The organism is Polaribacter dokdonensis (assembly GCF_024362345.1).
GTDB lineage: Bacteria > Bacteroidota > Bacteroidia > Flavobacteriales > Flavobacteriaceae > Polaribacter > Polaribacter dokdonensis.
In genome coordinates this window covers 945,510-966,530 of record NZ_CP101505.1, presented here as the reverse complement: position 1 = coordinate 966,530, position 21,021 = coordinate 945,510, and the positions used below count along the sequence as shown (strand labels likewise).

Here is a 21,021-nt window from a genome sequence, read left to right as displayed (position 1 = left end):
TTTAATTTATTTTTTTGTTTTTTAATTAATGAAGTTTAAATAAAACATTTTTTTTAAAGATGGCATGAACTAATTATAGTTCTTTAAAAATTTTAGTGTTTTTTTTTAATAAATTATCTTTAATGCTTTTAATCAACCACAAATGAATAATAGGGAGTTTCAGGATAATAAAGAGAATAATGGTATTTCAGATGATAAAAATTCTTTCATTGTAGGTATAGGTACATCAGCAGGAGGTTTAGAGGCTTTAAAAATTTTTTTTGATAATTTACCAAGTGATTTTAACCACGCTATTGTAATTGTACAGCATTTATCTCCAGATTATAAAAGTTTAATGGCAGATTTGCTATCTAGAAATACAGATTTGCCTTTACATGAAGTTGAGGATGGATCTGTAATAGAAGCAGGTAATGTTTATTTAATTCCTCCAAAGAAAAACATGACCATTAAAAATGGTGTGTTGCACTTAACAGATAAACCAAAAGGATTCGATTTAAATTTACCTATTGATATTTTCTTTAAATCATTAGCTGTAGATCAGAAAGAGAAATCTATTGGAATTGTTCTTTCTGGTACAGGTTCAGATGGTACAAGAGGTATGAGAGCCATTAAAGAATTTGGGGGTATGTTAATGGTGCAAAAACCAACTGATGCCAAATTTGATGGTATGCCTAATAGTACTATTGCAACTGGTTTAGTAGATTATATATTGCCTGTTGCTCATATATCACCTGAACTGGTAAACTTTATTCATCATCCAAAATCGTTAAGTACTTTTGAAGACGATGAAAATTCTATTTTTAAGAAAGATTTCGAAAAACTAATTTCTTTAGTTCATAAAAAAACTGATATTGATTTTTCTGATTACAAGCTACCAACTTTAGTAAGAAGGGTAGAAAGAAGAATGCAGGTAAATAAAGCCCAAACTATTAGAGACTATTTACATTACGTTTTCGAAAACGAGAATGAATTAGAAATTTTAAATAAGGAATTTTTAATTGGAGTAACTAAGTTTTTTAGAGATACAGAAGCTTTTGACTTTATTAAAAAGAAGGTAATTCCAAAAATTTTTAAAAATAAAGGACCTAAAGATAGGGTTAAAATTTGGTCTGTTGGATGTTCTTCAGGTGAAGAAGCATACTCATTAGCTATTCTATTAAAAGAATATATGGATGAGAATAACCTTGTTTTTGATGTTAAAATATTTGCTACAGATTTAGATAAAGAAGTAATACATAAAGCAAATAAAGGTGCTTTTACGCAAAGTATTGTAGCAGATGTCTCTTTAGAGTTGTTAAAAAAATATTTTATACAAAAAGGAGATTTGTATGTTATTTCTCCTGAAATACGTAAAATGATTATTTTTTCTCAACATAATGTGGCACAAGATCCTCCATTAACAAAAATGGATTTAATTACCTGTAGAAACTTATTGATTTATGTAAATTCTGCATTACAACAGAAAATAATTGGTACTTTTCATTACGCACTAAACCCTAATAGATTTCTATTCTTGGGGCCTAGTGAATCTATAGGTCAATTCTCTTCATCTTTAAAAGTGTTATCTAGAAAATGGAGGGTTTATCAAAATGTAGCACCTACTAAGACATTAGATATGGGCTATTATAACAATACCTTCTCATCTTCAGAGCAATTTACTATAGAAGTAATGAGCAGACAAACCTTACAGGATAAGGTTCTAAATGAAACTCTTGCAGAATCTTTATTAGAGGAATTTGGTGCAGCTAGTGCCTTTGTAGATAAAGATTTCGATTTAATTAGTGCAGATGGTAATTTTAGAAATTTCTTTCAATTCCCAAAAAAGAGATTAAGGTCTTTTCATATTTTAAAAATATTACCACAACCAATTGCTATAGCACTAAGTACGGCTTTGCGAAAAGCAGAAAAAGAAAATATTAAAGTAATCTACAAAGACATTGTGGTTTCTGACGATCGAAACGATTTTGAAACTATAACTTTAATTGTAAACCCTGTTAAGGTTACGCCTACAAGTGTAAGTAATGTGTACATGGTATTATTTTTAGCACAATCTAATTTAATAGATACAGAAAGTGCAAAGAAAAATAATACTGCACTTGTACAAGAAGGATTTACTTTAAGTGAGGCTGATAAAGAGAAAATTGTACTATTGGAACAAGAGTTGATGGATACTAAAGCCAACTTGCAATCTATGGTAAAGGAAATTGAAACCTCTAATGAAGAATTGCAAGCAACAAATGAAGAGCTACTGTCATCTAATGAAGAGTTACAAAGTACAAATGAAGAATTACAGAGTGTAAACGAAGAGTTGCATACTGTAAATGCTGAGTATCAAGAGAAAATGGTTGAAATTGCCGATATAAATTCTGATTTAGAAAACTTAATTGATAGTACAGAAATTGGAACTATTTTCTTAGATAAAGACTTAAAAATTAGAAAATTTACACCAACAGTAAAAAAAATCTTTAATATAATAGATAGTGATATTGGTAGGCCAATTTCTCATTTTAATTCAACATTTGGAGATACTGAAGGCAAAACTTTTATTGAAACGTTGTATAATGTTTTAAATACAGGAATATCTTTTGAAAAAGAAATTCTTCATAGAGAAACAAAATGGTACTTAAAAAGACTAAATCCTTTCTTAAACTCAAATCAGAAAATTGAGGGGGTTGTTATTTCTTTTGTAAATATTACAGAACTTAAAAAGTTAGAAAGTACATTAGCTGAAAAGAATAAGTTTTTAGAAAAAGTATTAGAGGTTACACCAAATATTTTATACATATTCAATCAGCAAACACAATCTAATGAATATGCAAATAAAGATTTATTTAAACAACTAGGGTATTCTTCATTAGAAATACAAGCAATGGGTTCAGATATGCTTAATAAAATTATGTACCCAGAAGATTTACCAAGATTAATAAATCATTTTGATAATATTAAAAACTCTAAAGAGGGTGAAATTCTTGAGGTTGAATATAGAGTTAAACACAAAGATGGTAGTTATAGGTGGTTACTTTCTTTGGATACAGTTTTCGAAAAAATAAAAGGAACAGATTTTGTAAAACATATTGGTGTTGCTGTAGACATTACTCAACTTAAAGAATCTCAGCAAAAATTAAAAGAGGTTAATGAAAATTTAGAGCAAGAGGTATCAGAAAGAACTCAGCAGTTAGAAGTTACAAAACAAAAATACAAACGACTATATAACAATGCACCAGATATGTTTGTTTCTGTAGATCCTAAAAACGGAGAAGTTTTAGAGTGTAATAAAACATTATTAGATAAAACAGGGTTTACAAGAAAAGATGTTATTGGCGCTCAAATATTAGATTTGTATCATAAAGATTCTAAAGATGATGCTAAAAAGGTTTTTGAACTTTTCAAAAAAAACGGTACAGTTACCAATAAAGAATTAAAAATAAATAAAAAAAGAGGAGGATATATTGAAGTAAATTTGAATGTTTCTTCTATTAAAGATAAAGATGGCAACATAATGTTTAGCTCTTCTTCTTGGAGAGATATAACAGACTTAAAGGAAGTAATGTCTGAATTGGAAGAGCTAACTTATGCAAGTACGCATGACATGAAAGCCCCAATAAATAATATAAGTTCTTTTTTATCGCTATTAAAAGAAGATAAAAGTATTGTAGATGAAAACTCTATAGAAGCTATAAAGTGGATTGAAAGAAATATTAAAAATGCTAATGATACACTATCTAATCTAATTTCAGTTGCTAAAGCAAGAACGCAAGTTTTAGAAAATTTAATAGATATAGATATAGAAAAATCTTTTGATAAAACCATTACTGGTTTTAAAACTATAATTGATAAATCGAATATTTCTATAAAAAAAGACTTTACGAAATGTAAAACTGTTTTATTCTCAGAATTACACTTTAATAGCATGTTGCAAAACATTTTAAATAATGCTATAAAATACAGATCATCAGAGAGAGATTTAAAAATAGAGATAAAATCTTTTGAAGAAGATGGTTTTAATTGTATTTCTATAAAAGATAATGGTATTGGTATTAATTTAGATGAGCATAGAAATCATGTTTTTGGTTTATTTAAAAGAGCTACAGATAAAAAAGAGGGTAGTGGTTTGGCCTTATATTTAATTAAGAAAATATTAGATAAAACAGGTGGAGGTATTAAACTAGAAAGCAAGTTAGGTAAAGGATCTACTTTTACACTTTGTTTTAAAAATAACGAAAATAATGATTGATTCAAAAATTAAACAATACAATATAATGTTAGTAGATGATGATTTTTCTACTAGTAGATTTCATCAAATAGTTTTAGAAAGATTACCCACTACAAAAAACATAATTTTTTCAAGAAATGGAAAAGAGGCATTAGATTATTTATTAAGACAAGATGAGTTTGAAGACAAAACAAAAGAATTTATACAGCCAGACCTTATTTTAATAGATTTAAATATGCCTGTAATGAATGGTTTTCGTTTTATAGAACTTTATACTGAAACTGAAGAATTTAAAATAAATAAGCCAAAAATTGTTGTATTGTCTACATCATTAATTTCTGAAGAGAAGGAAAAAATTGAATCTAATGAAGATATAGATATGTTTTTAAACAAGCCTTTAACCAAAGAAATGGTTACTAATTTAATGACTACTATTTGGTAAATTTATTTTGCAGGAAAAGAAACATAAAATATAGCGCCTTTATTAGGTGCTGCATCTAACCAAATTTTACCATTATAAAGTTTGGTTATTTTTTTTGCTTGAGCCAAACCAATTCCTACACCTTCAAATTCTTCATCAGGATGAATGGTGTAAAATATATCAAATATTTTATTTACTTCATCTTCAGGTATTCCAATTCCATTATCCTTAATGGTGTACAGATATTGGTCATCTTTAAGTTCTGATGTAATCTGTATAACAGGGCTCTTTTCTTTGCTATGAAATTTCACAGCATTTTCTATCAAGTTTAAAAATAATAGGTAAATATCATTTTTATATCCAATCATTTCATGATTTGTTAAATCAAAACTTAACGCTGCTTTAGTTGATGAAATTTGCTGATAAAGCGCATCTTTTACATCGTTTAAAACTTCTTTAACAACAATGTTTTCTTTACTTTTTGAGGTTCCAATTAAAGAGAAGTCTAACAGAGAAGTAATGTAGCTTTTCATTTTAAGAGTAGATTTACTAATAACTTTTAGGCTTAATTGCTCCATTTTATCAAACTTGTCTTTACTGTTTTCAAGTATGCTTAGATAAGAAATAATATTATTTAAAGGTTGTTGAAGATCATGAGAAGCTAAGTGAGAAAATTGCTTTAATTCAGCATTTTTCTCAGACAAGTCATGATTTTCAGCTAAAAGCTTGTCATATTTTTGCTGAAATTCCTCAAGTTGTTCCTTGTAATTATTCTTCAAGTTTATCGGTTTTTTCTACTTGTTTTAAGACTTCTTTCTCAGCTTTATCCCAAGATTTCTTTTCTTTTACTTTTTTATAAATTCGAATGCTTAACATCAATAAAACTCCAAATAGGATAATTCCTACTACTCCCCAAATCCAATTTATGGCACTTTTTATAGTTACCAAAAAAACAACAGCAAAAAGAATTAAGGTAGCTACTTCATTAAAAATTCGTAACCTAAAAGCAGAATATTTAATAACGTCTTTCTGTAGTTTGTTATAAATGTTTTGACAAAAACCATGATAGAAATATAAACCTAAAACAAAGGTTAATTTAACGTGCATCCAGGGTTCAGATAAATAATATGGGCTAGTATAGAGCATCCAAAATGCAAAAACACTAGCTAAAATAGCAGATGGCCAAGTGATAATGTACCAAAGCCTTTTGCTCATTAATTTATATTGTGTTTGCAATATGGTTTTTGCAGGTTCTAATTTTGTCTCTGCTTCTGTATGATAAATAAACAAGCGAACTATATAAAATAAACCAGCAAACCAGGTTACTACAAAAATGATGTGTAATGCTTTTATGTAAAGAAAATCCATTTAATATAATTTGAGTTTAAAATTTATTCTATTCAATATCACAAATGGTAAAATTAAAATGACTTTGGCCAAATATTAAATGCAATATAATAAATAGCTTGTTAAAGCTTATTTAAGCCTCAATCCAGTCTACTAAAACATCAACCCATTCATCACTATCATTCAAACATGGAATTGCGTAGAAGGCTTCTCCACCAGCTTCTAAAAATTCCTCTTTACCTTCCATAGCTATTTCTTCTAGAGTTTCTAAGCAATCAGAAACAAAAGCAGGTGTAACTACAGCTAATTTCTTAACACCTTCTTCTGGGTATTTTTCAAGCATTTTATCTGTATAAGGTTGCAACCAAGGATCTCCAGCTAATCTAGATTGAAAAGAAACAAAATATTGATGAGGTTGAAGATCTAAATACTCAACCACCTGTTTTGTTGTTTCATAACATTGATGTTTGTAGCAAAATTCATGAGCAGCAGAATTTGTTTTACAACATTCAAAATTAACACTGTCACTAGGATTACAGTGACTTTTTGTAATGTCTGACTTACGAACATGTCTTTCTGGAATTCCATGATAAGAAAACAAAATCTTATCCCATTCTTTGCCTTCTAAATGGTGTTTTATGCTTTCTGCTAATACTTGAATGTAATCTTTCTTATGATAAAAAGCAGGAATATGCTTAAACTTCATTTCTGGGAAAAACTCTTGTCTTAATTCTTCTGCCAACACTAAAATAGTATCAGTGGTAGCCATGGCATGTTGAGGGTACAAAGGCACTATTAATACGTCTGTTACTCCTTTATCATGCAATTCTTGAAGCCCCATTTTTATAGACGGAGTTCCATAACGCATTGCAAGAGCTACAGGTAATTCTGTTTTTTTCTGTACTTTATCTAATAACCTTTCAGATAAAACAATTAAAGGAGAACCTTCATCCCACCAAATCTTTTTATAAGCTTTAGCAGATTTTTTTGGTCTTGTATTTAAAATAATACCTTTAACTAAAATGGTTCTTAACCATTTTGGAGCATCAATTACTCTTTCATCCATTAAGAATTCACCTAAATATTCCTTAACATCTTTAGTAGATGTACTTGCTGGTGAACCTAAATTTACTAATAAAACTCCTTTCATTTTTAATATTTTAAGATGTCTTTATTTGATTTGTTATTTCGTAAAGCGTTATTGCTAAACTGTGAATTACATTCATTGATGAATTTCTTCCATACATAGGTATAGCTATGGTTTCATCTACTAAATTAATATTCTCAATTCCATTTCTTTCACTACCCAAAAGTAGTACGATTTTTTCAGAATTTTTGAAATCAAAATCTTGAATATCGATACTTTTATCAGTAATTTCTATGCCTATAATTGTATTACCTTCTAATTTTAATTGATGAATTAACTCGTCAAATTTTCGATAAGATTCATAATCAATTTGATTGATTGTATTTCTAGCAGTATTAATTACTTTTCTGTTTTCTATGGAAGGTGAGTTCTCGTGAAAATAGATTTTTTCTACTCCAAAACTTTCCGAAATTCGAAAACACATTCCAATATTTTCAGGAGTTCTTATGGCATCACAAACAATAGTTATCGGAAACTTTTGCTGTTTATTTTCAACATCATTATGGGTTAGTTGCTTCACTTTAATACCTATTGATTTAAACTCATTACATATTTCTTTGGTGTTGTACCAAATTTCTTTTTAAAAGCAGCTATAAAATGACTGGCTGTGCTATAGCCAACTTGTGTACCAACTTCGTTTACATTATATTGATTGGTTTCTAAAAGACGTCTTGAATGTTCCATCTTATAATCGAAAAGAAAACTGTATACAGTATCTCCATATATCTGTTTAAAACCTTCTTTTAGCTTTTTAATGTTTAAACCAATTTCATTTGCTAGTTCTTGCAAACTTGGTGGTTCTGCCATTCTTGAAATAATAATTTCTTTGGCTTGTCTTATTTTTAACACGTTTTGTTCATCAACTAAAAAAGGGCAATATTCACCTTCTACAGTTTCATCTTTTTGAAAATGCAAGCTTAATAATTCATAAACTTTACCTTTAACATAAAGGTCTCTAATAGAACTATTAATATTAGAGTTTATAATTTGTTGTAAAACAATGGCTACAGTTGGTTTAATTTCTGCATCATCATAATATTTTTTGTTACTGTTTTCGTCACTTAAAAAAGGAATGTAACCAGATTCGTTAGAGAATAATGAGTGAAATTTCTCAATTGAAATTAATAAAGAAATAAGGGTTGTTTTTGGCTGAATTTCTAAATTAATTGGTAATGTTCTTTGAGGGTTGTAAAGTAATATAGATCTATTGTCTAAAACATCAAAAGAATAAGAATTATTGTTAAATAAGAATTTAGATTTACCACGTAAACAAAAATGAATTTGAATAAAAGAACTGTCTATTTCACGTTCAAAGTTCTCTATTTCTTTGCTTTCGTTCTGAAAATGAAGTATATAAAAACCTTTTTCTAAGTTAATTTCATCTAAAGTACTTTCTCCGACATTTTTAAACATAATCTAGAATTTAATTCAATCTGCTTTTATTTAGAATCGTTCTATATAAAATTACTGCAAATCCTTTACAGCTAACAAAAATAAGGAATTTTACAAGTTTTTATATCATTTAGTATCTAAAAAACATAGAACGTTATTTAAAGTACTTTCAGCGATATTTTTTTTTAAGAACTCTTTTTACTTTTGTACCTCTTTTAAGGTTTATGTTAGAAACAGCGAAAACACATTTTTACAATATTGGTGTCAGTTATAAAAAGGCAGACGCAAATACTCGTGGTAAATTCTCTTTATCGAAAGATAATCAAGCTGCATTATTAGAATTGGCAAAAGCTAAAAAATTCGAAGGTGTTTTTATTTTATCAACTTGTAACAGAACAGAAATTTCTGGTTTTGCAGAGCATCCTTATCAATTAATACAATTGTTGTGTCATTTTTCTGAAGGCACAGTAGAAGAATTTGCTTCAATATCTAACGTATACAAAAATCAAGATGCAGTTCATCACCTATTTAGAATTGGTACAGGTTTAGAAAGTCAAATTTTAGGAGATTATGAAATTGTAGGTCAATTAAGACAAGCTTTTAAATTGGCTAAATTGCACAAGACTACCAATGCTTATTTAGAAAGATTGGTAAATAGTGTTTTACAAGCAAGTAAAAGAGTAAAGAACGATACTCGTTTAAGTTCTGGTACAACTTCAGTTTCATATGCAGCTGTGCAGTATATTATTAAAAATTTACCAGATTATAACTCAAAAAACATTTTGGTTTTTGGGTTAGGGAAAATGGGAAAACACACCTGTAAGAACCTAGCAGAATACACACAAAATAAATCTGTTTGTTTAATCAATAGAACAGAAGAAAAGGCAACTGAGTTTGTTAAAGAACATCATTCTATAAGAAAGTCTGTTATCGAAAACTTAACAGAAGAAGTTACTAAGGCAGATGTTTTAATAGTTTCTACTGGTGCAGATAAACCAACTATAACTCAACAGCATATCTCAGAAAATAAAGAGTTGTTGATTCTAGATTTATCAATGCCAGAAAATGTGGCAAAAGATGTTACAGAATTTAAAGGAATATCTTTAGTAAATGTAGATGAGTTATCTAAAATTACAGATGAAACTTTAGCTGCTCGTAAAAAAGAAATACCAAAGGCTGAAGCTATTATAGAAAGGCACAAAGCAGAATTTAATGATTGGTTAAATCACAGAAGATTTACGCCAGCAATTGCTGCTTTAAAACAATCTTTAGAGACTATTAAGAACGATGAAATTAATTTTCAAAGGAAAAAAATAGCAGATTTTGATGAAAGTCAGGCAGAAATAGTAACTTCACGATTCATACAGAAAATAACAACTCAATTTGTGAAACATTTAAAGGATGAAGAAACATCTGTATCACAAAGTTTAGAGGTCATCAATAAGGTTTTTCAATCTTAAAAAATACTTAATGCAAAAAACGATTAGAATAGGAACTCGCGAAAGTCAATTGGCTCTTTGGCAAGCAAATAAAGTACGCAAAGAATTAGAAGAATTAGGTTATGAAACCGAAATTGTTCCTATAAAATCTACAGGAGATATTATATTAGATAAGCCTTTATATGAATTAGGGATTACAGGAATTTTTACTAAAAATTTAGATATTGCCATGTTAAATGGTGATATAGATATTGCTGTACATTCTTTAAAAGATGTGCCAACTGCATTACCAGAAGGTATTATGCAAGGTGCAGTTTTAAAAAGAGCTAATTATTCAGATTTACTAGTACTAAAAGATACAGAAGAATTTTTTGGACAACCAGGAGGTATAATTGCAACTGGTAGTTTACGCAGAAAAGCAATGTGGTTAAATCGTTATCCAACTCATAAAGTTGAAGATTTAAGAGGAAATGTAAACACGCGATTAAGTAAACTAGAGAATAGTGAAACTTGGAATGGAGCTATTTTTGCTGCTGCAGGTTTAGAGAGATTGGGTTTAAGAGAAAAAGGTGCAATACCTTTAACTTGGATGATTCCTGCACCAGCACAAGGTGCAATTATGGTAGCTTGTTTAGAAAAAGATCAGTTTGTAATTGATGCTTGTGAGCAATTAAATCATTATGAAACTAAGGTTTGTGTAGGTATAGAACGTGAATTTTTAAAATTACTAGAAGGTGGTTGTACAGCTCCAATAGGTGCATTGGCTTATGTTGATGAGAAAACACAAGAAATTAATTTTAAAGGAATCTTATTAAAAAGAGATGGTTCTAAGAAAATTACAGTAACCAAAACTGCAAAATTAGGAAGCCACAGATACTTGGCTAAAGATTGTGCAGATTATGTAATTAATAGAGGTGGAAAAGAGTTAATGGCAGAAGATGAAGAAGTTGGTGAAAAGGTTGCTTCTGTATACTCTACAAAGAAATTATCAGAATTACAGAAAGAGGTTCTTTCTTCTGCAATTGGTATAGATGATAGCGATTTTATTAAAATACGTTTTAATAGAATTCCACCAAAAGTGATGAAAAACGAAATTGAAAATGTAGTAATCACTAGTCAAAATGGAGTAGAGGCTCTATTGAATTCTTTTACTAAGGATGAAATGAAGTTCAAGAACATTTATTGCGTTGGTAGAAGAACTAAAAAATTAATAGAAAATAGAATAGGCAAGGTTGCCAAGGTTGCAAAGAATGCAAAAGCCTTAGCAGAATACTTGTCTACAGCATTAGAGAATAAAAATGTCACATATTTTTGTAGTGATGTTCGTTTAGATATTTTACCTGCTTATTTGCAATCTCATGACATTACTGTAAATGAAGTAGAGGCTTATAAAACGATGTTAAGTCCAGAGAAATTAGACGATTCAGTAACTGGAGTGTTATTTTATAGTCCTTCAGGTATAGAAAGTTATTTAACAGAGAATAATGCAGATAAAGTTGCTTTCTGTATTGGAGAAACCACTGCAAAAGAAGCCAGAAAACATTTCGAAAATGTACAAGTTGCAAATTTACCAAGTGTAGATTCAGTTTTAGAATTGGTGAACAGTCATTTTACATCAAACTAATATAATGTTTAGAACAAGAAGATTAAGAAAAACAGAAGGGATAAGAAGATTAGTTAGAGAAACTAAATTATCTGTAGATGATTTTATTTATCCTTTGTTTATAGAAGAAGGCGAAAATATAGAGACAGAAATTGTTTCAATGCCAGGTATAAAACGTTTTTCTTTAGATACAATATCTAAAGAATTAGATGAAGTTGTTTCATTAAATATTCCTGCTGTTTTATTATTTGGTATTCCATCAGAAAAAGATGATGAAGGCACAGAGACTTGGAATGATAATGGAATTATGCAACAAGCCATTCGTTTTATCAAAAAGAATTACCCAAGTTTATATGTAATTACAGATGTTTGTTTTTGTGAATATACTTCTCATGGTCATTGTGGAATTATTCATGACAATGATGTAGATAATGATGCAACTTTAGTAAACATTGCAAAGCAAGTAATTTCTCATGCAAAAGCAGGTGTAGATATGGTTGCACCATCAGGAATGATGGATGGAACAATTGATATGATACGTCAGTCATTAGACAACTCAGGTTATCCAAACTTGCCAATTATGGCATATTCTGTAAAGTACGCCTCAGCATTTTATGGTCCATTTAGAGATGCAGCAGATTCAGCACCAACTTTTGGAGACAGAAGAACGTATCAAATGGATCCATCAAATAGAGATGAAGGAATGAGTGAAGCTGCTTTTGATGACCAAGAAGGAGCAGATATTTTAATGGTGAAGCCAGCTTTATCGTATTTAGATATCATAAGAGATTTAAAAAATAATTTTGATAGACCAATTGCCTGTTACAACGTGAGTGGTGAATATGCCATGGTAAAAGCTGCTGCAGAAAAAGGTTGGATTGATGGAGAAAAAGTAATGATGGAAAGTTTGTTGTCTATGAAAAGAGCAGGTGCAGATATTATTATCACCTATTTTGCAAAAGAGGCAGCTAGATTATTATTAAAACAATAGCTTTTAGTTTTTCGCTGTTTAGCAGTCTGCAAATAGCCAAAAGCCAAAGGCCAAAAGCTTAAAAAATGAATTTCAAAAAATCAGAGAAGTTATATCAAAAAGGATTAACGCATTTAGTAGGTGCAGTAAATTCTCCTGTAAGAGCGTTTTCATCAGTGGGTGGTAATCCTTTGTTTATAAAAAAAGCCAAAGGAAGTAAAATTTACGATGTTGATGGAAACGAATATGTAGATTTAGTAGTTTCTTATGGGCCAATGATTTTAGGGCATAGGCACAAGGCTGTAGAAAAAGCCGCAAAAAAAGCATTAAAGAAAGGCTATTCTTTTGGAGCATCTACAGAAGCTGAAATTAAATTAGCAAAAATTGTATGTGATGCTTTCCCAGAAATGGACAAAGTACGTTTTGTAAACTCAGGTACAGAAGCTGTTTTAAGTGGAATACGTTTAGCAAGAGCTTATACTGGCAAAGATAAAATTATCAAATTTTCTGGTTGTTATCATGGTCATCAAGATGCTTTATTAGTTGCAGCTGGTTCAGGTTTAGCAACTTTAAGTTTACCTGGTTCTAAAGGAGTTCCAGAAGGAGCTGTGAAAAATACTTTAATTGCAGAGTATAATAATTTAGAGAGTGTAAAAAAACACTTTGAAGAGCATGATGATATTGCAGGTGTAATTATAGAACCTATAGGAGGTAATATGGGTGTTGTTATACCTCAAAATAATTTCTTAAAAAAATTAAAAGAGTATTTACAATCTAAAGGAGCACTTTTAATTGCAGACGAAGTTATGACAGGTTTTAGATCTACTTTTGGAGGAGCTCAAGAAAAGTTAGGTGTAGTAGCAGACATTACTTGCTTGGGTAAAGTTATTGGAGGTGGTTTTCCTGTTGGAGCTTATGGAGCAAGAAATGAAATTATGGAAAATGTTGCACCTCTAGGAGGCATGTATCAAGCAGGTACATTATCTGGAAACCCAATAGCAATGGCTGGTGGAATTTCTACTTTAACTGAATTAAAGAAGCAAAATCCATATGATAAATTTCAAGAGATTGGTTCTATTTTGGAAGTAATTTTATTAGAGTCTGCCAAAAAATACAATGTAGATGTAGTGGTTAACAGATTTGGTTCTATGATGAATCCATTTTTCACAAAAAATAAAGTCACTAATTTTAAAGAAGCACAAGCTTCAGATACAGAGAAGTTTGCAGTTTTCTTTTGGGAGATGATTAAAAATGGTGTGTTTTTACCTCCAAGTCAATTTGAAGCTTGGTTTTTAAATTCAGCAATTTCAGATAAAGACATTAAAATAATAGCACATGCTACTGACAAGGCTATGTTAGCAGTTTCAAAAATATAATTATGATTAAAAACGATTTATTTTTAAGAGCATTAAAAGGAGAAACTGTAGACAGACCTCCAGTTTGGATGATGAGACAAGCAGGAAGATACTTACCTGAGTTTATGGAAATCAAACACAAATACGATTTCTTTACACGTTGTCAAACTCCAGAATTAGCATCAGAAATTACAGTGCAACCTATCAGAAGATTTGGTATGGATGCAGCTATTTTGTTTTCTGATATTTTAGTAATTCCACAAGCAATGAATATAGAAGTGGAAATGAAGCCAAATTTTGGGCCTTATTTACCAAATCCAATTCGTTCTCAAAAAGATTTAGATTCTGTTATTATACCAGATATACAAGATTCTTTGGGCTATGTAATGGATGCTATTAAAGCAACCAAAGAAAAACTAAATGATGAAATTCCATTAATAGGTTTTGCAGGTTCTCCTTGGACGATTTTATGCTATTGTGTGCAAGGTCAGGGTTCTAAAAACTTTGATAAAGCCAAAGAGTTATGTTTTACAAATCCTATTGTGGCTCATACTTTATTACAGAAAATTACAGATACAACAATTGCTTATTTAAAAGCAAAAGTAGAAGCTGGTGTAAATGCAGTGCAAGTATTTGATTCTTGGGGAGGTATGTTATCTCCAACCGATTATCAAGAATTTTCATGGCAATATATGCAGCAAATTATAGACGCCTTAAAAGATGATGCTCCAGTAATTGCTTTTGGTAAAGGGTGTTGGTTTGCTTTAAGTGATATGGCTAAATCAGGGGCTTCTGCTCTTGGGGTTGATTGGACATGCTCTGCAAGAAACGCACGTTATTTATCTGGAGGACAAATTACGCTACAAGGTAATTTTGATCCATCAAGATTATTTTCTACACCATCAGAAATTAAAAAAATGGTTACCCAAATGATTAACGAGTTTGGTAAAGACAGATATATTGTAAATTTAGGTCATGGAATTTTACCAAATATTCCAGTAGAAAATGCCAAAGCATTTGTAGATGCTGTAAAAGAATACAAAGCACAGTAAAATATGCTTAAAAACGTCATATTAGGAATTAAAGAATATACAGGAGTTTTTAAACTGATGTCAGATTTAAAACTTTGGAAATATTTTATAATTCCTATGTTGATTAGTTTTTGCACAGCTATATTAATAGGTGTAGAAGCCTATGTTCTATCTGATAATGTAGGTGCTTACATCTCTAAAATTTGGATTTGGGATTGGGGAAAAGATATCTTCTCATCCATCAGTAATTTTATTGGAGGTTTAATTGTATTGATAATTGGACTAATCTTGTATAAACACATAATAATGGCACTTTCTGCGCCTTTTATGAGTCCAGTTTCTGAGAAAATAGAAAAACACTTTTATGGTAATATTTCTCATTTGCATAGAAATACAACCAACACAGAGCAGTTAGTTAGAGGAATTCGAATAAATATTAGAAATCTTTTTAAGGAGTTGATAATTACCATTCCTATTTTACTGCTCAAATTTATTCCAATTGTAAATATTTTCTCTACTATTCTATTGTTTATAGTCCAAGCTTATTATGCAGGTTTTGGAAATATGGATTATACCTTAGAACGTCATTTAACCTATAAAGAAAGTGTACAGTTTGTAAGTAGAAATAAAGGTTATGCTATAGGAAATGGAATCGTTTTTATGCTATTTCTATTGATTCCTGTTGTTGGGATTATTATTGTGTTGCCACTTTCTGTAACTGCAGCTTCAAAAAAAATGGTGCAATTAATGCACGAAAAAAACAACTTGGTATATGAAAGATAAGTTTTACGCTTATATCGAAGATTTACAAGATGCAATTACTTCTAAACTAGAAGAGGTTGATGGATCAGCTAAATTTAAAGAAGACCTCTGGAAACGTAAAGAAGGTGGAGGAGGAAGAACCAGAGTTATAGAAAATGGTGCCGTTTTTGAAAAAGGAGGTGTAAACATATCTGCAGTTCATGGTGAATTGCCAGAAGTTTTAAGAAATCAATTTAAGGTAAAAGAGGGTAATTTTTTTGCTTGTGGTTTAAGTTTAGTTTTACACCCTAAAAATCCTTTTGTACCAACTGTGCATGCAAATTGGCGTTATTTTGAAATGTATAATTCATCAGGTGACATTGTTACCCAATGGTTTGGAGGTGGTCAAGACTTAACTCCTTATTATTTGTTTGATGAAGATGCAACACATTTTCATACGGTTTGTAAAAATGCTTGTGATAAACACAATTCAGATTTTTATCCGAAGTTCAAAAAAACATGCGATAATTATTTTTGGAATTCACATAGAAATGAAGCAAGAGGAATAGGAGGTTTGTTTTTTGATTATTTAAAACAAACAGATGAAGTTTCTATTAATGATAGATATGACTTTGTTACAGAAGTAGGAAACAGTTTTCTAGAAACTTATGTACCTATTGTAGAAAAAAGAAAAAACACCAACTATTCTCAAAATCATAAAGACTGGCAGGAAGTAAGAAGAGGTAGGTATGTAGAATTTAACCTTGTGCATGATAGAGGTACTTTATTTGGATTAAAAACAAATGGTAGAATTGAAAGTATTTTAATGAGTTTACCCCCAGTTGTGCAATGGAAATACAATTATCATCCTGCAGAAAATTCGCCAGAAGAAAAACTTCTTAAAGTTTTAGAAAATCCAAAAGATTGGGTTTTGTAACTTTGATTATTCTGTAATTTATAGTCTAAAATATACACTTGTAGTAAAGATAATTTAATCATATCAATTTATATTGTTAATAGTTTAATAAAAATCGATTATTTCGATTTATTTTCAATTGTAATTTTTATGAATTTCTGTTCCTTTTTTCGTATTTTTGCAATCCAAAAAATAAACAGGAATGGCAAGATTTGAATTAAAGTTACCAAAAATGGGAGAAAGTGTTGCAGAAGCAACAATTACTTCTTGGTTAAAAGAGGTAGGTGATACTATAGAATTGGATGAAGCTGTTGTTGAAATTGCTACAGATAAAGTAGATTCTGAGGTACCTTCTGAAGTAGAAGGAACATTAGTTGAAATTTTGTTTGAAAAAGATGATGTTGTTGCTGTAGGAGAAACAATTGCTGTTATAGAAACTGAAGGTGGAGAAACAACCACTGCTAATAATGCATCATCAGCACCTAAAAAAGAAGAAGTAAAACCTCAAGAAGCTGTTGAGGTGGAAAAAACGATAGAAAAGGCTTCAGAAATTGTTGCTACACCTATTGCCAAAACTTCAGATTCAGGTAAATTTTATTCGCCATTAGTTAGAAATATCGCTCAAACAGAAGGTATTTCTATGGATGAACTAGAAAGTATTTCTGGAACAGGTAAAGATGGTAGAGTAACTAAAGATGATATTTTATCATATATAGATAATAGAGGTAATGCAACTCAAAAAGAAGAAGTTGCTGCAAAAGTTACTTCAGCTCCAAAAGCTGCTCAAAAAACAGTGGCAAAAGCTGCTCCAGTTTCTGTTAATGGAGAAGATGAGGTAATTGAAATGTCTAGAATGGGTAAACTAATTTCTAAACACATGGTAGATTCTGTGCAAACTTCTGCACATGTTCAATCATTTATAGAAATTGATGTTACAAACATTGTAAAATGGAGAGGTAAAATAAAAGATGCTTACTTTAAAAGAGAAGGTGAAAAATTAACCTTTACCCCAATTCTAATGCATGCTGTGGCTTCTACTATTAAAAAATATCCTTTGATAAATATTGCTGTTGATGGTGATACAATTATCAAAAAGAAAAATATAAATTTAGGAATGGCAGCTGCTTTACCAGATGGTAATTTAATTGTACCTGTAATTAAAAATGCAGATCAATTGAATTTAGTTGGTATGACAAAATCTGTAAACGATTTAGCTACTAGAGCAAGAAACAATGCTTTAAAACCAGATGAAATTCAAGGAGGAACTTACACAGTAACAAACGTAGGAAGTTTTGGTTCTGTAATGGGTACACCAATTATTAATCAGCCACAAGTTGCTATTTTAGCTTTAGGTGCTATTAGAAAAGTGCCTGCAGTTATAGAAACTCCAGAAGGTGATTTTATTGGAATCAGACAAAAAATGTTTGTCTCTCACTCTTATGATCATAGAGTTGTAAATGGCGCTCTTGGTGGTATGTTTATAAAAACATTAAAAGAAACTTTAGAAGCATGGGATGTAAACCAAGACTTTTAAAACCATAATTATTTGAAGATAAAAAGCTTAGGAAATTTCCTAAGCTTTTTTTGTTTATGTGTTTTTTAAATCAATTTTAGAATTACTATTTTCAAATAATGGCAAATAATCATCTATTTTAAATGTTTTGGTATTAAACCTAGAAGTTCTATTTCTTCCTTCTTGTTGTCTAATTATACTTCTTGCAAATCTTCTTATTTCTTTTTTTGTAGTTAAAATAATTCCAGGTACTGGAACACTTTTTCCATTGTCATCTTTTGCAACCATTGTAAAGTAAGATGAATTACAGTGTTTTGTTTCACCAGTTCTAATATTTTCAGAAATAACACGTACACCAACAACCATAGAAGTTCTACCTGTAAAGTTTATAGATGCTTTCATCGTTAATAATTCACCAACTTCAATCGGATTTAAGAAATCAACTTTATTTACGGAAGCAGTTACACAATAATTACTAGAATGTTTAGAGGCACATGCAAAGGCAATTTGATCCATTAAGTTTAAAATATGTCCTCCATGAATTTTACCACTAAAATTAGAATGTGATGGTAACATTAATTCTGTTATGGTAATTTGCGATTCACTAATTTGCTTAAAGTCTTTTTTTATTTCTGCCATAAACCAAAAGTACAATTCTTTTCTAATTGATAAAACTAGAATTTACGCTCATGTTTTAAAGTTAATTATTCCTTTTTAGGTACAATTTTTCCTCTTACACTTTATTTTAGTTTTCTAATTACCCTATTATCAGTTAATTTATCTTAAATTTAGAAAAACAAACACAAAACTTAAAATTTAAAATTTAAAAACATGAATAAAAACTACTTTTTCAAATTTATTTTACTGGCAATTCCTGTATCAGCCTTTTTATTAATGTCTAGTTCAGGAGGTAGAAATGATGCTAGGTCTGGTTCTCCAGGAGATAATGGTGCATCATGTGTTACTTGTCATCCAGGGCCAGTAACAAATGCATCTGCAGAAATTACATCAGATATTCCAGATACTGGTTATCTTTTAGATACAGATTATACAATTAATATTAATACTACATCTAGTTCTAGCTCTGTAGGGTTTCAATTAACCGCAGAAAATAGTTCAAATACTAAGATTGGTAGTTTTACAGCAGGCTCTGGTTCTAGAACAATTAATAGTGATAAATCAATTACACATTCAACACCCTCAGCATCTGGAGATTGGTCTTTTACTTGGAGATCACCATCCACAGATTTAGGTAGAGTAACATTTTACTCTGCAGTAAATGCTAGTGCAGGTGAAGGTTCTTTTGGTGGAAATGATCAAGTAGTTTTGGTGAATGCATCATCTGCATCATTGAGTATTTCAGAGGCCCAAAAGATAGATTTTGCAATGTATCCAAACCCAGCATCAGATATTTTAAATATAGATTTGCCAATAATATCAGAAAAAGTGACTGTTGAGTTTTACGATCAAATAGGTAAATTGGCATATTCACAAAATCTAAGTACAAATTCTAAAACGGTTAATGTTAAAGATTTAGCAACAGGAATTTATATTATAAAAGTAATTGCTGATGGTAAAATTGGTACTCAAAAATTTATTAAAAGATAAGTTTTATCAACTTAAATATTTACAAACCGATTGTATTTTTGCAATCGGTTTTTTATATGCGCTATTTAAAGTAAATTTGTGATGCTTTAAAACCAAAAAAATGAATTACATCTTATTTGATGGAAGTGTAAGAAATGCATTATTACCATTTACCTATACAAAACCAGTTGCAGATTTAAGAATTGGTATTTTAACCATTAGAGAAAAATGGGAAAAATATTTAGGATTAACTACAACAACGATTACTGAAGAGTATTTAGAGGAGAAATATCCTATGGTTGAGTTAGAGGAAAATATTTTGATAAATGCATCTTTTTGTCCAACAGAAAGTTTGGTGTCTCAAATTCAGAATCTTTCTAAGAATGAAGCAATTTTTAGAGGTGATGATGTAATTGCATTTTATACTTCTGATCAGCAAGAAGAAGTTGATTTTAATGATTACAAACAAATTGAGTTTAATGAAGATGTGCTTCAAATTAAAAATACGTGGGATATTTTTTCTTTAAATGATAAAGCAATAGCACAAGATTTTGAGTTGGTTACAAAAGATAGAACTTCTCAGCCAATTCCTGAAGGTGTACAATGCATTAATAAAGAGAACATTTTTATTGAGGTAGGAGCCAAGCTCACTTTTGCAACCTTAAACGCATCTAATGGTCCAATTTATATTGGTAAGAATGCTGAAGTTATGGAAGGTGTTGTAGTAAGAGGAGCATTGGCAATGTGCGAAAATGCAGTTTTAAAATTATCAGCAAAAATTTATGGAGCAACAACTTTAGGTCCTTATTGTAAGGTAGGAGGAGAAGTGAATAATTCTGTTTTAATGGGATATTCAAATAAAGGGCATGATGGTTTTTTAGGAAATTCTGTTTTAGGTGAATGGTGTAATTTAGGTGCAGATACTAATAATTCTAATCTTAAAAATAATTATGCAGAGGTAAAATTGTGGGATTATGAAACAGGAAGATTTGCAAAAACAGGTTTACAGTTTTGTGGTTTAATGATGGGAGATCATTCAAAATGTGGAATAAATACTATGTTCAATACAGGTACAGTAATTGGAGTTTCTTCCAATATTTTTGGAAGTGGTTTTCCAAGAAATTTTGTGCCAAGTTTTAGTTGGGGAGGAGCATCTGGCTTTACAGAATACAAAACAAATAAAGTTTTTGAGGTGGCAGATGTAGTTATGAAACGTAGAAATTTAAATTTTGATGCTGTAGAGCAAAGAATCTTAGAGCATGTTTTTGAAGCGACAAAACAATATAGAAATTATTAAAGTTATATTTTAAACAATAAAAAAAAGCAGTCATTCTCATGACTGCTTT

18 protein-coding genes are annotated in these 21,021 nt (G+C 30.0%); 12 read left to right on the top strand and 6 right to left on the bottom strand.

From position 1 onward, the window contains the following. Positions 1-142 precede the first annotated feature (142 nt). On the top strand, positions 143-4,234 hold the full coding sequence (locus LPB302_RS04475) for a chemotaxis protein CheB (RefSeq protein WP_053975122.1): 4,092 nt from the start codon (positions 143-145) through the stop codon (positions 4,232-4,234). Further along, on the top strand, positions 4,227-4,655 hold the full coding sequence (locus LPB302_RS04470) for a response regulator (RefSeq protein WP_053975121.1): 429 nt from the start codon (positions 4,227-4,229) through the stop codon (positions 4,653-4,655). The genes LPB302_RS04475 and LPB302_RS04470 overlap by 8 nt, the downstream gene beginning before the upstream one ends. Before the next feature lie 2 nt (positions 4,656-4,657). Here the strand turns inward: LPB302_RS04470 and LPB302_RS04465 are convergent, their stop codons facing one another. The 5 genes from LPB302_RS04465 to LPB302_RS04445 all read right to left on the bottom strand — a co-directional run bounded on the left by LPB302_RS04465 (position 4,658) and on the right by LPB302_RS04445 (position 8,541). Then, positions 4,658-5,413 (bottom strand): sensor histidine kinase, encoded by a 756-nt coding sequence (locus LPB302_RS04465; protein ID WP_053975120.1) that lies wholly within the window; start codon positions 5,411-5,413, stop codon positions 4,658-4,660. Then, positions 5,403-6,002: a CopD family protein gene (locus LPB302_RS04460; RefSeq protein WP_053975119.1), complete on the bottom strand. Its 600-nt coding sequence runs from the start codon at positions 6,000-6,002 to the stop codon at positions 5,403-5,405. Before LPB302_RS04460 ends, LPB302_RS04465 begins: the two co-directional genes overlap by 11 nt. A gap of 112 nt (positions 6,003-6,114) precedes the next feature. Further along, positions 6,115-7,131 carry a ferrochelatase gene (gene hemH, locus LPB302_RS04455; RefSeq protein ID WP_053975118.1) on the bottom strand — a complete coding sequence of 339 codons (1,017 nt, stop codon included), beginning with the start codon at positions 7,129-7,131 and terminating at the stop codon, positions 6,115-6,117. A 10-nt stretch (positions 7,132-7,141) separates the two neighbouring features. Next, entirely contained in the window at positions 7,142-7,648 is a 507-nt protein-coding gene (locus tag LPB302_RS04450; RefSeq protein WP_053975117.1) for a TrmH family RNA methyltransferase, read from the bottom strand. Between the two features lie 8 nt (positions 7,649-7,656). After that, entirely contained in the window at positions 7,657-8,541 is an 885-nt protein-coding gene (locus LPB302_RS04445; RefSeq protein ID WP_053975116.1) for a helix-turn-helix transcriptional regulator, read from the bottom strand. A 203-nt stretch (positions 8,542-8,744) separates the two neighbouring features. Here LPB302_RS04445 and hemA point away from each other — a divergent pair, with 203 nt between their 5' ends. From hemA to LPB302_RS04405, 8 genes are all read left to right on the top strand, one after another. Then, positions 8,745-9,980 (top strand): glutamyl-tRNA reductase, encoded by a 1,236-nt coding sequence (gene hemA / locus LPB302_RS04440; protein WP_053975115.1) that lies wholly within the window; start codon positions 8,745-8,747, stop codon positions 9,978-9,980. Positions 9,981-9,990: 10 nt separating this feature from the next. Further along, positions 9,991-11,583 carry a hydroxymethylbilane synthase gene (hemC, locus tag LPB302_RS04435; protein WP_053975114.1) on the top strand — a complete coding sequence of 531 codons (1,593 nt, stop codon included), beginning with the start codon at positions 9,991-9,993 and terminating at the stop codon, positions 11,581-11,583. A 4-nt stretch (positions 11,584-11,587) separates the two neighbouring features. Next, complete coding sequence (gene hemB, locus LPB302_RS04430) at positions 11,588-12,553, top strand: porphobilinogen synthase (protein WP_053975113.1); 966 nt, start codon at positions 11,588-11,590, stop codon at positions 12,551-12,553. Between the two features lie 65 nt (positions 12,554-12,618). Continuing rightward, the gene (gene hemL / locus LPB302_RS04425) at positions 12,619-13,908 is read left to right on the top strand and encodes a glutamate-1-semialdehyde 2,1-aminomutase (RefSeq protein ID WP_053975112.1); all 1,290 of its coding nucleotides are present in this window, start codon (positions 12,619-12,621) and stop codon (positions 13,906-13,908) included. A 2-nt stretch (positions 13,909-13,910) separates the two neighbouring features. Further along, a complete protein-coding gene (hemE, locus tag LPB302_RS04420; protein WP_053975111.1) occupies positions 13,911-14,939 on the top strand; it encodes a uroporphyrinogen decarboxylase in 1,029 nt (342 codons plus the stop codon). A 3-nt stretch (positions 14,940-14,942) separates the two neighbouring features. After that, positions 14,943-15,701, top strand: a complete 759-nt coding sequence (locus LPB302_RS04415; RefSeq protein WP_053975110.1) for an EI24 domain-containing protein — start codon at positions 14,943-14,945, stop codon at positions 15,699-15,701. After that, on the top strand, positions 15,691-16,596 hold the full coding sequence (gene hemF / locus LPB302_RS04410) for an oxygen-dependent coproporphyrinogen oxidase (RefSeq protein WP_053975109.1): 906 nt from the start codon (positions 15,691-15,693) through the stop codon (positions 16,594-16,596). The genes LPB302_RS04415 and hemF overlap by 11 nt, the downstream gene beginning before the upstream one ends. A 181-nt stretch (positions 16,597-16,777) precedes the next feature. After that, positions 16,778-18,109 carry a dihydrolipoamide acetyltransferase family protein gene (locus LPB302_RS04405; RefSeq protein WP_053975108.1) on the top strand — a complete coding sequence of 444 codons (1,332 nt, stop codon included), beginning with the start codon at positions 16,778-16,780 and terminating at the stop codon, positions 18,107-18,109. Between the two features lie 54 nt (positions 18,110-18,163). Here the strand turns inward: LPB302_RS04405 and LPB302_RS04400 are convergent, their stop codons facing one another. Beyond that, a complete protein-coding gene (locus LPB302_RS04400; RefSeq protein ID WP_176966504.1) occupies positions 18,164-18,727 on the bottom strand; it encodes an acyl-CoA thioesterase in 564 nt (187 codons plus the stop codon). Positions 18,728-18,919: 192 nt separating this feature from the next. Here LPB302_RS04400 and LPB302_RS04395 point away from each other — a divergent pair, with 192 nt between their 5' ends. After that, positions 18,920-19,696: a choice-of-anchor V domain-containing protein gene (locus tag LPB302_RS04395; protein ID WP_053975107.1), complete on the top strand. Its 777-nt coding sequence runs from the start codon at positions 18,920-18,922 to the stop codon at positions 19,694-19,696. 100 nt (positions 19,697-19,796) lie between these two features. Continuing rightward, positions 19,797-20,972, top strand: a complete 1,176-nt coding sequence (locus LPB302_RS04390; RefSeq protein WP_053975106.1) for a GlmU family protein — start codon at positions 19,797-19,799, stop codon at positions 20,970-20,972. The last annotated feature ends 49 nt before the right edge of the window (positions 20,973-21,021 follow it).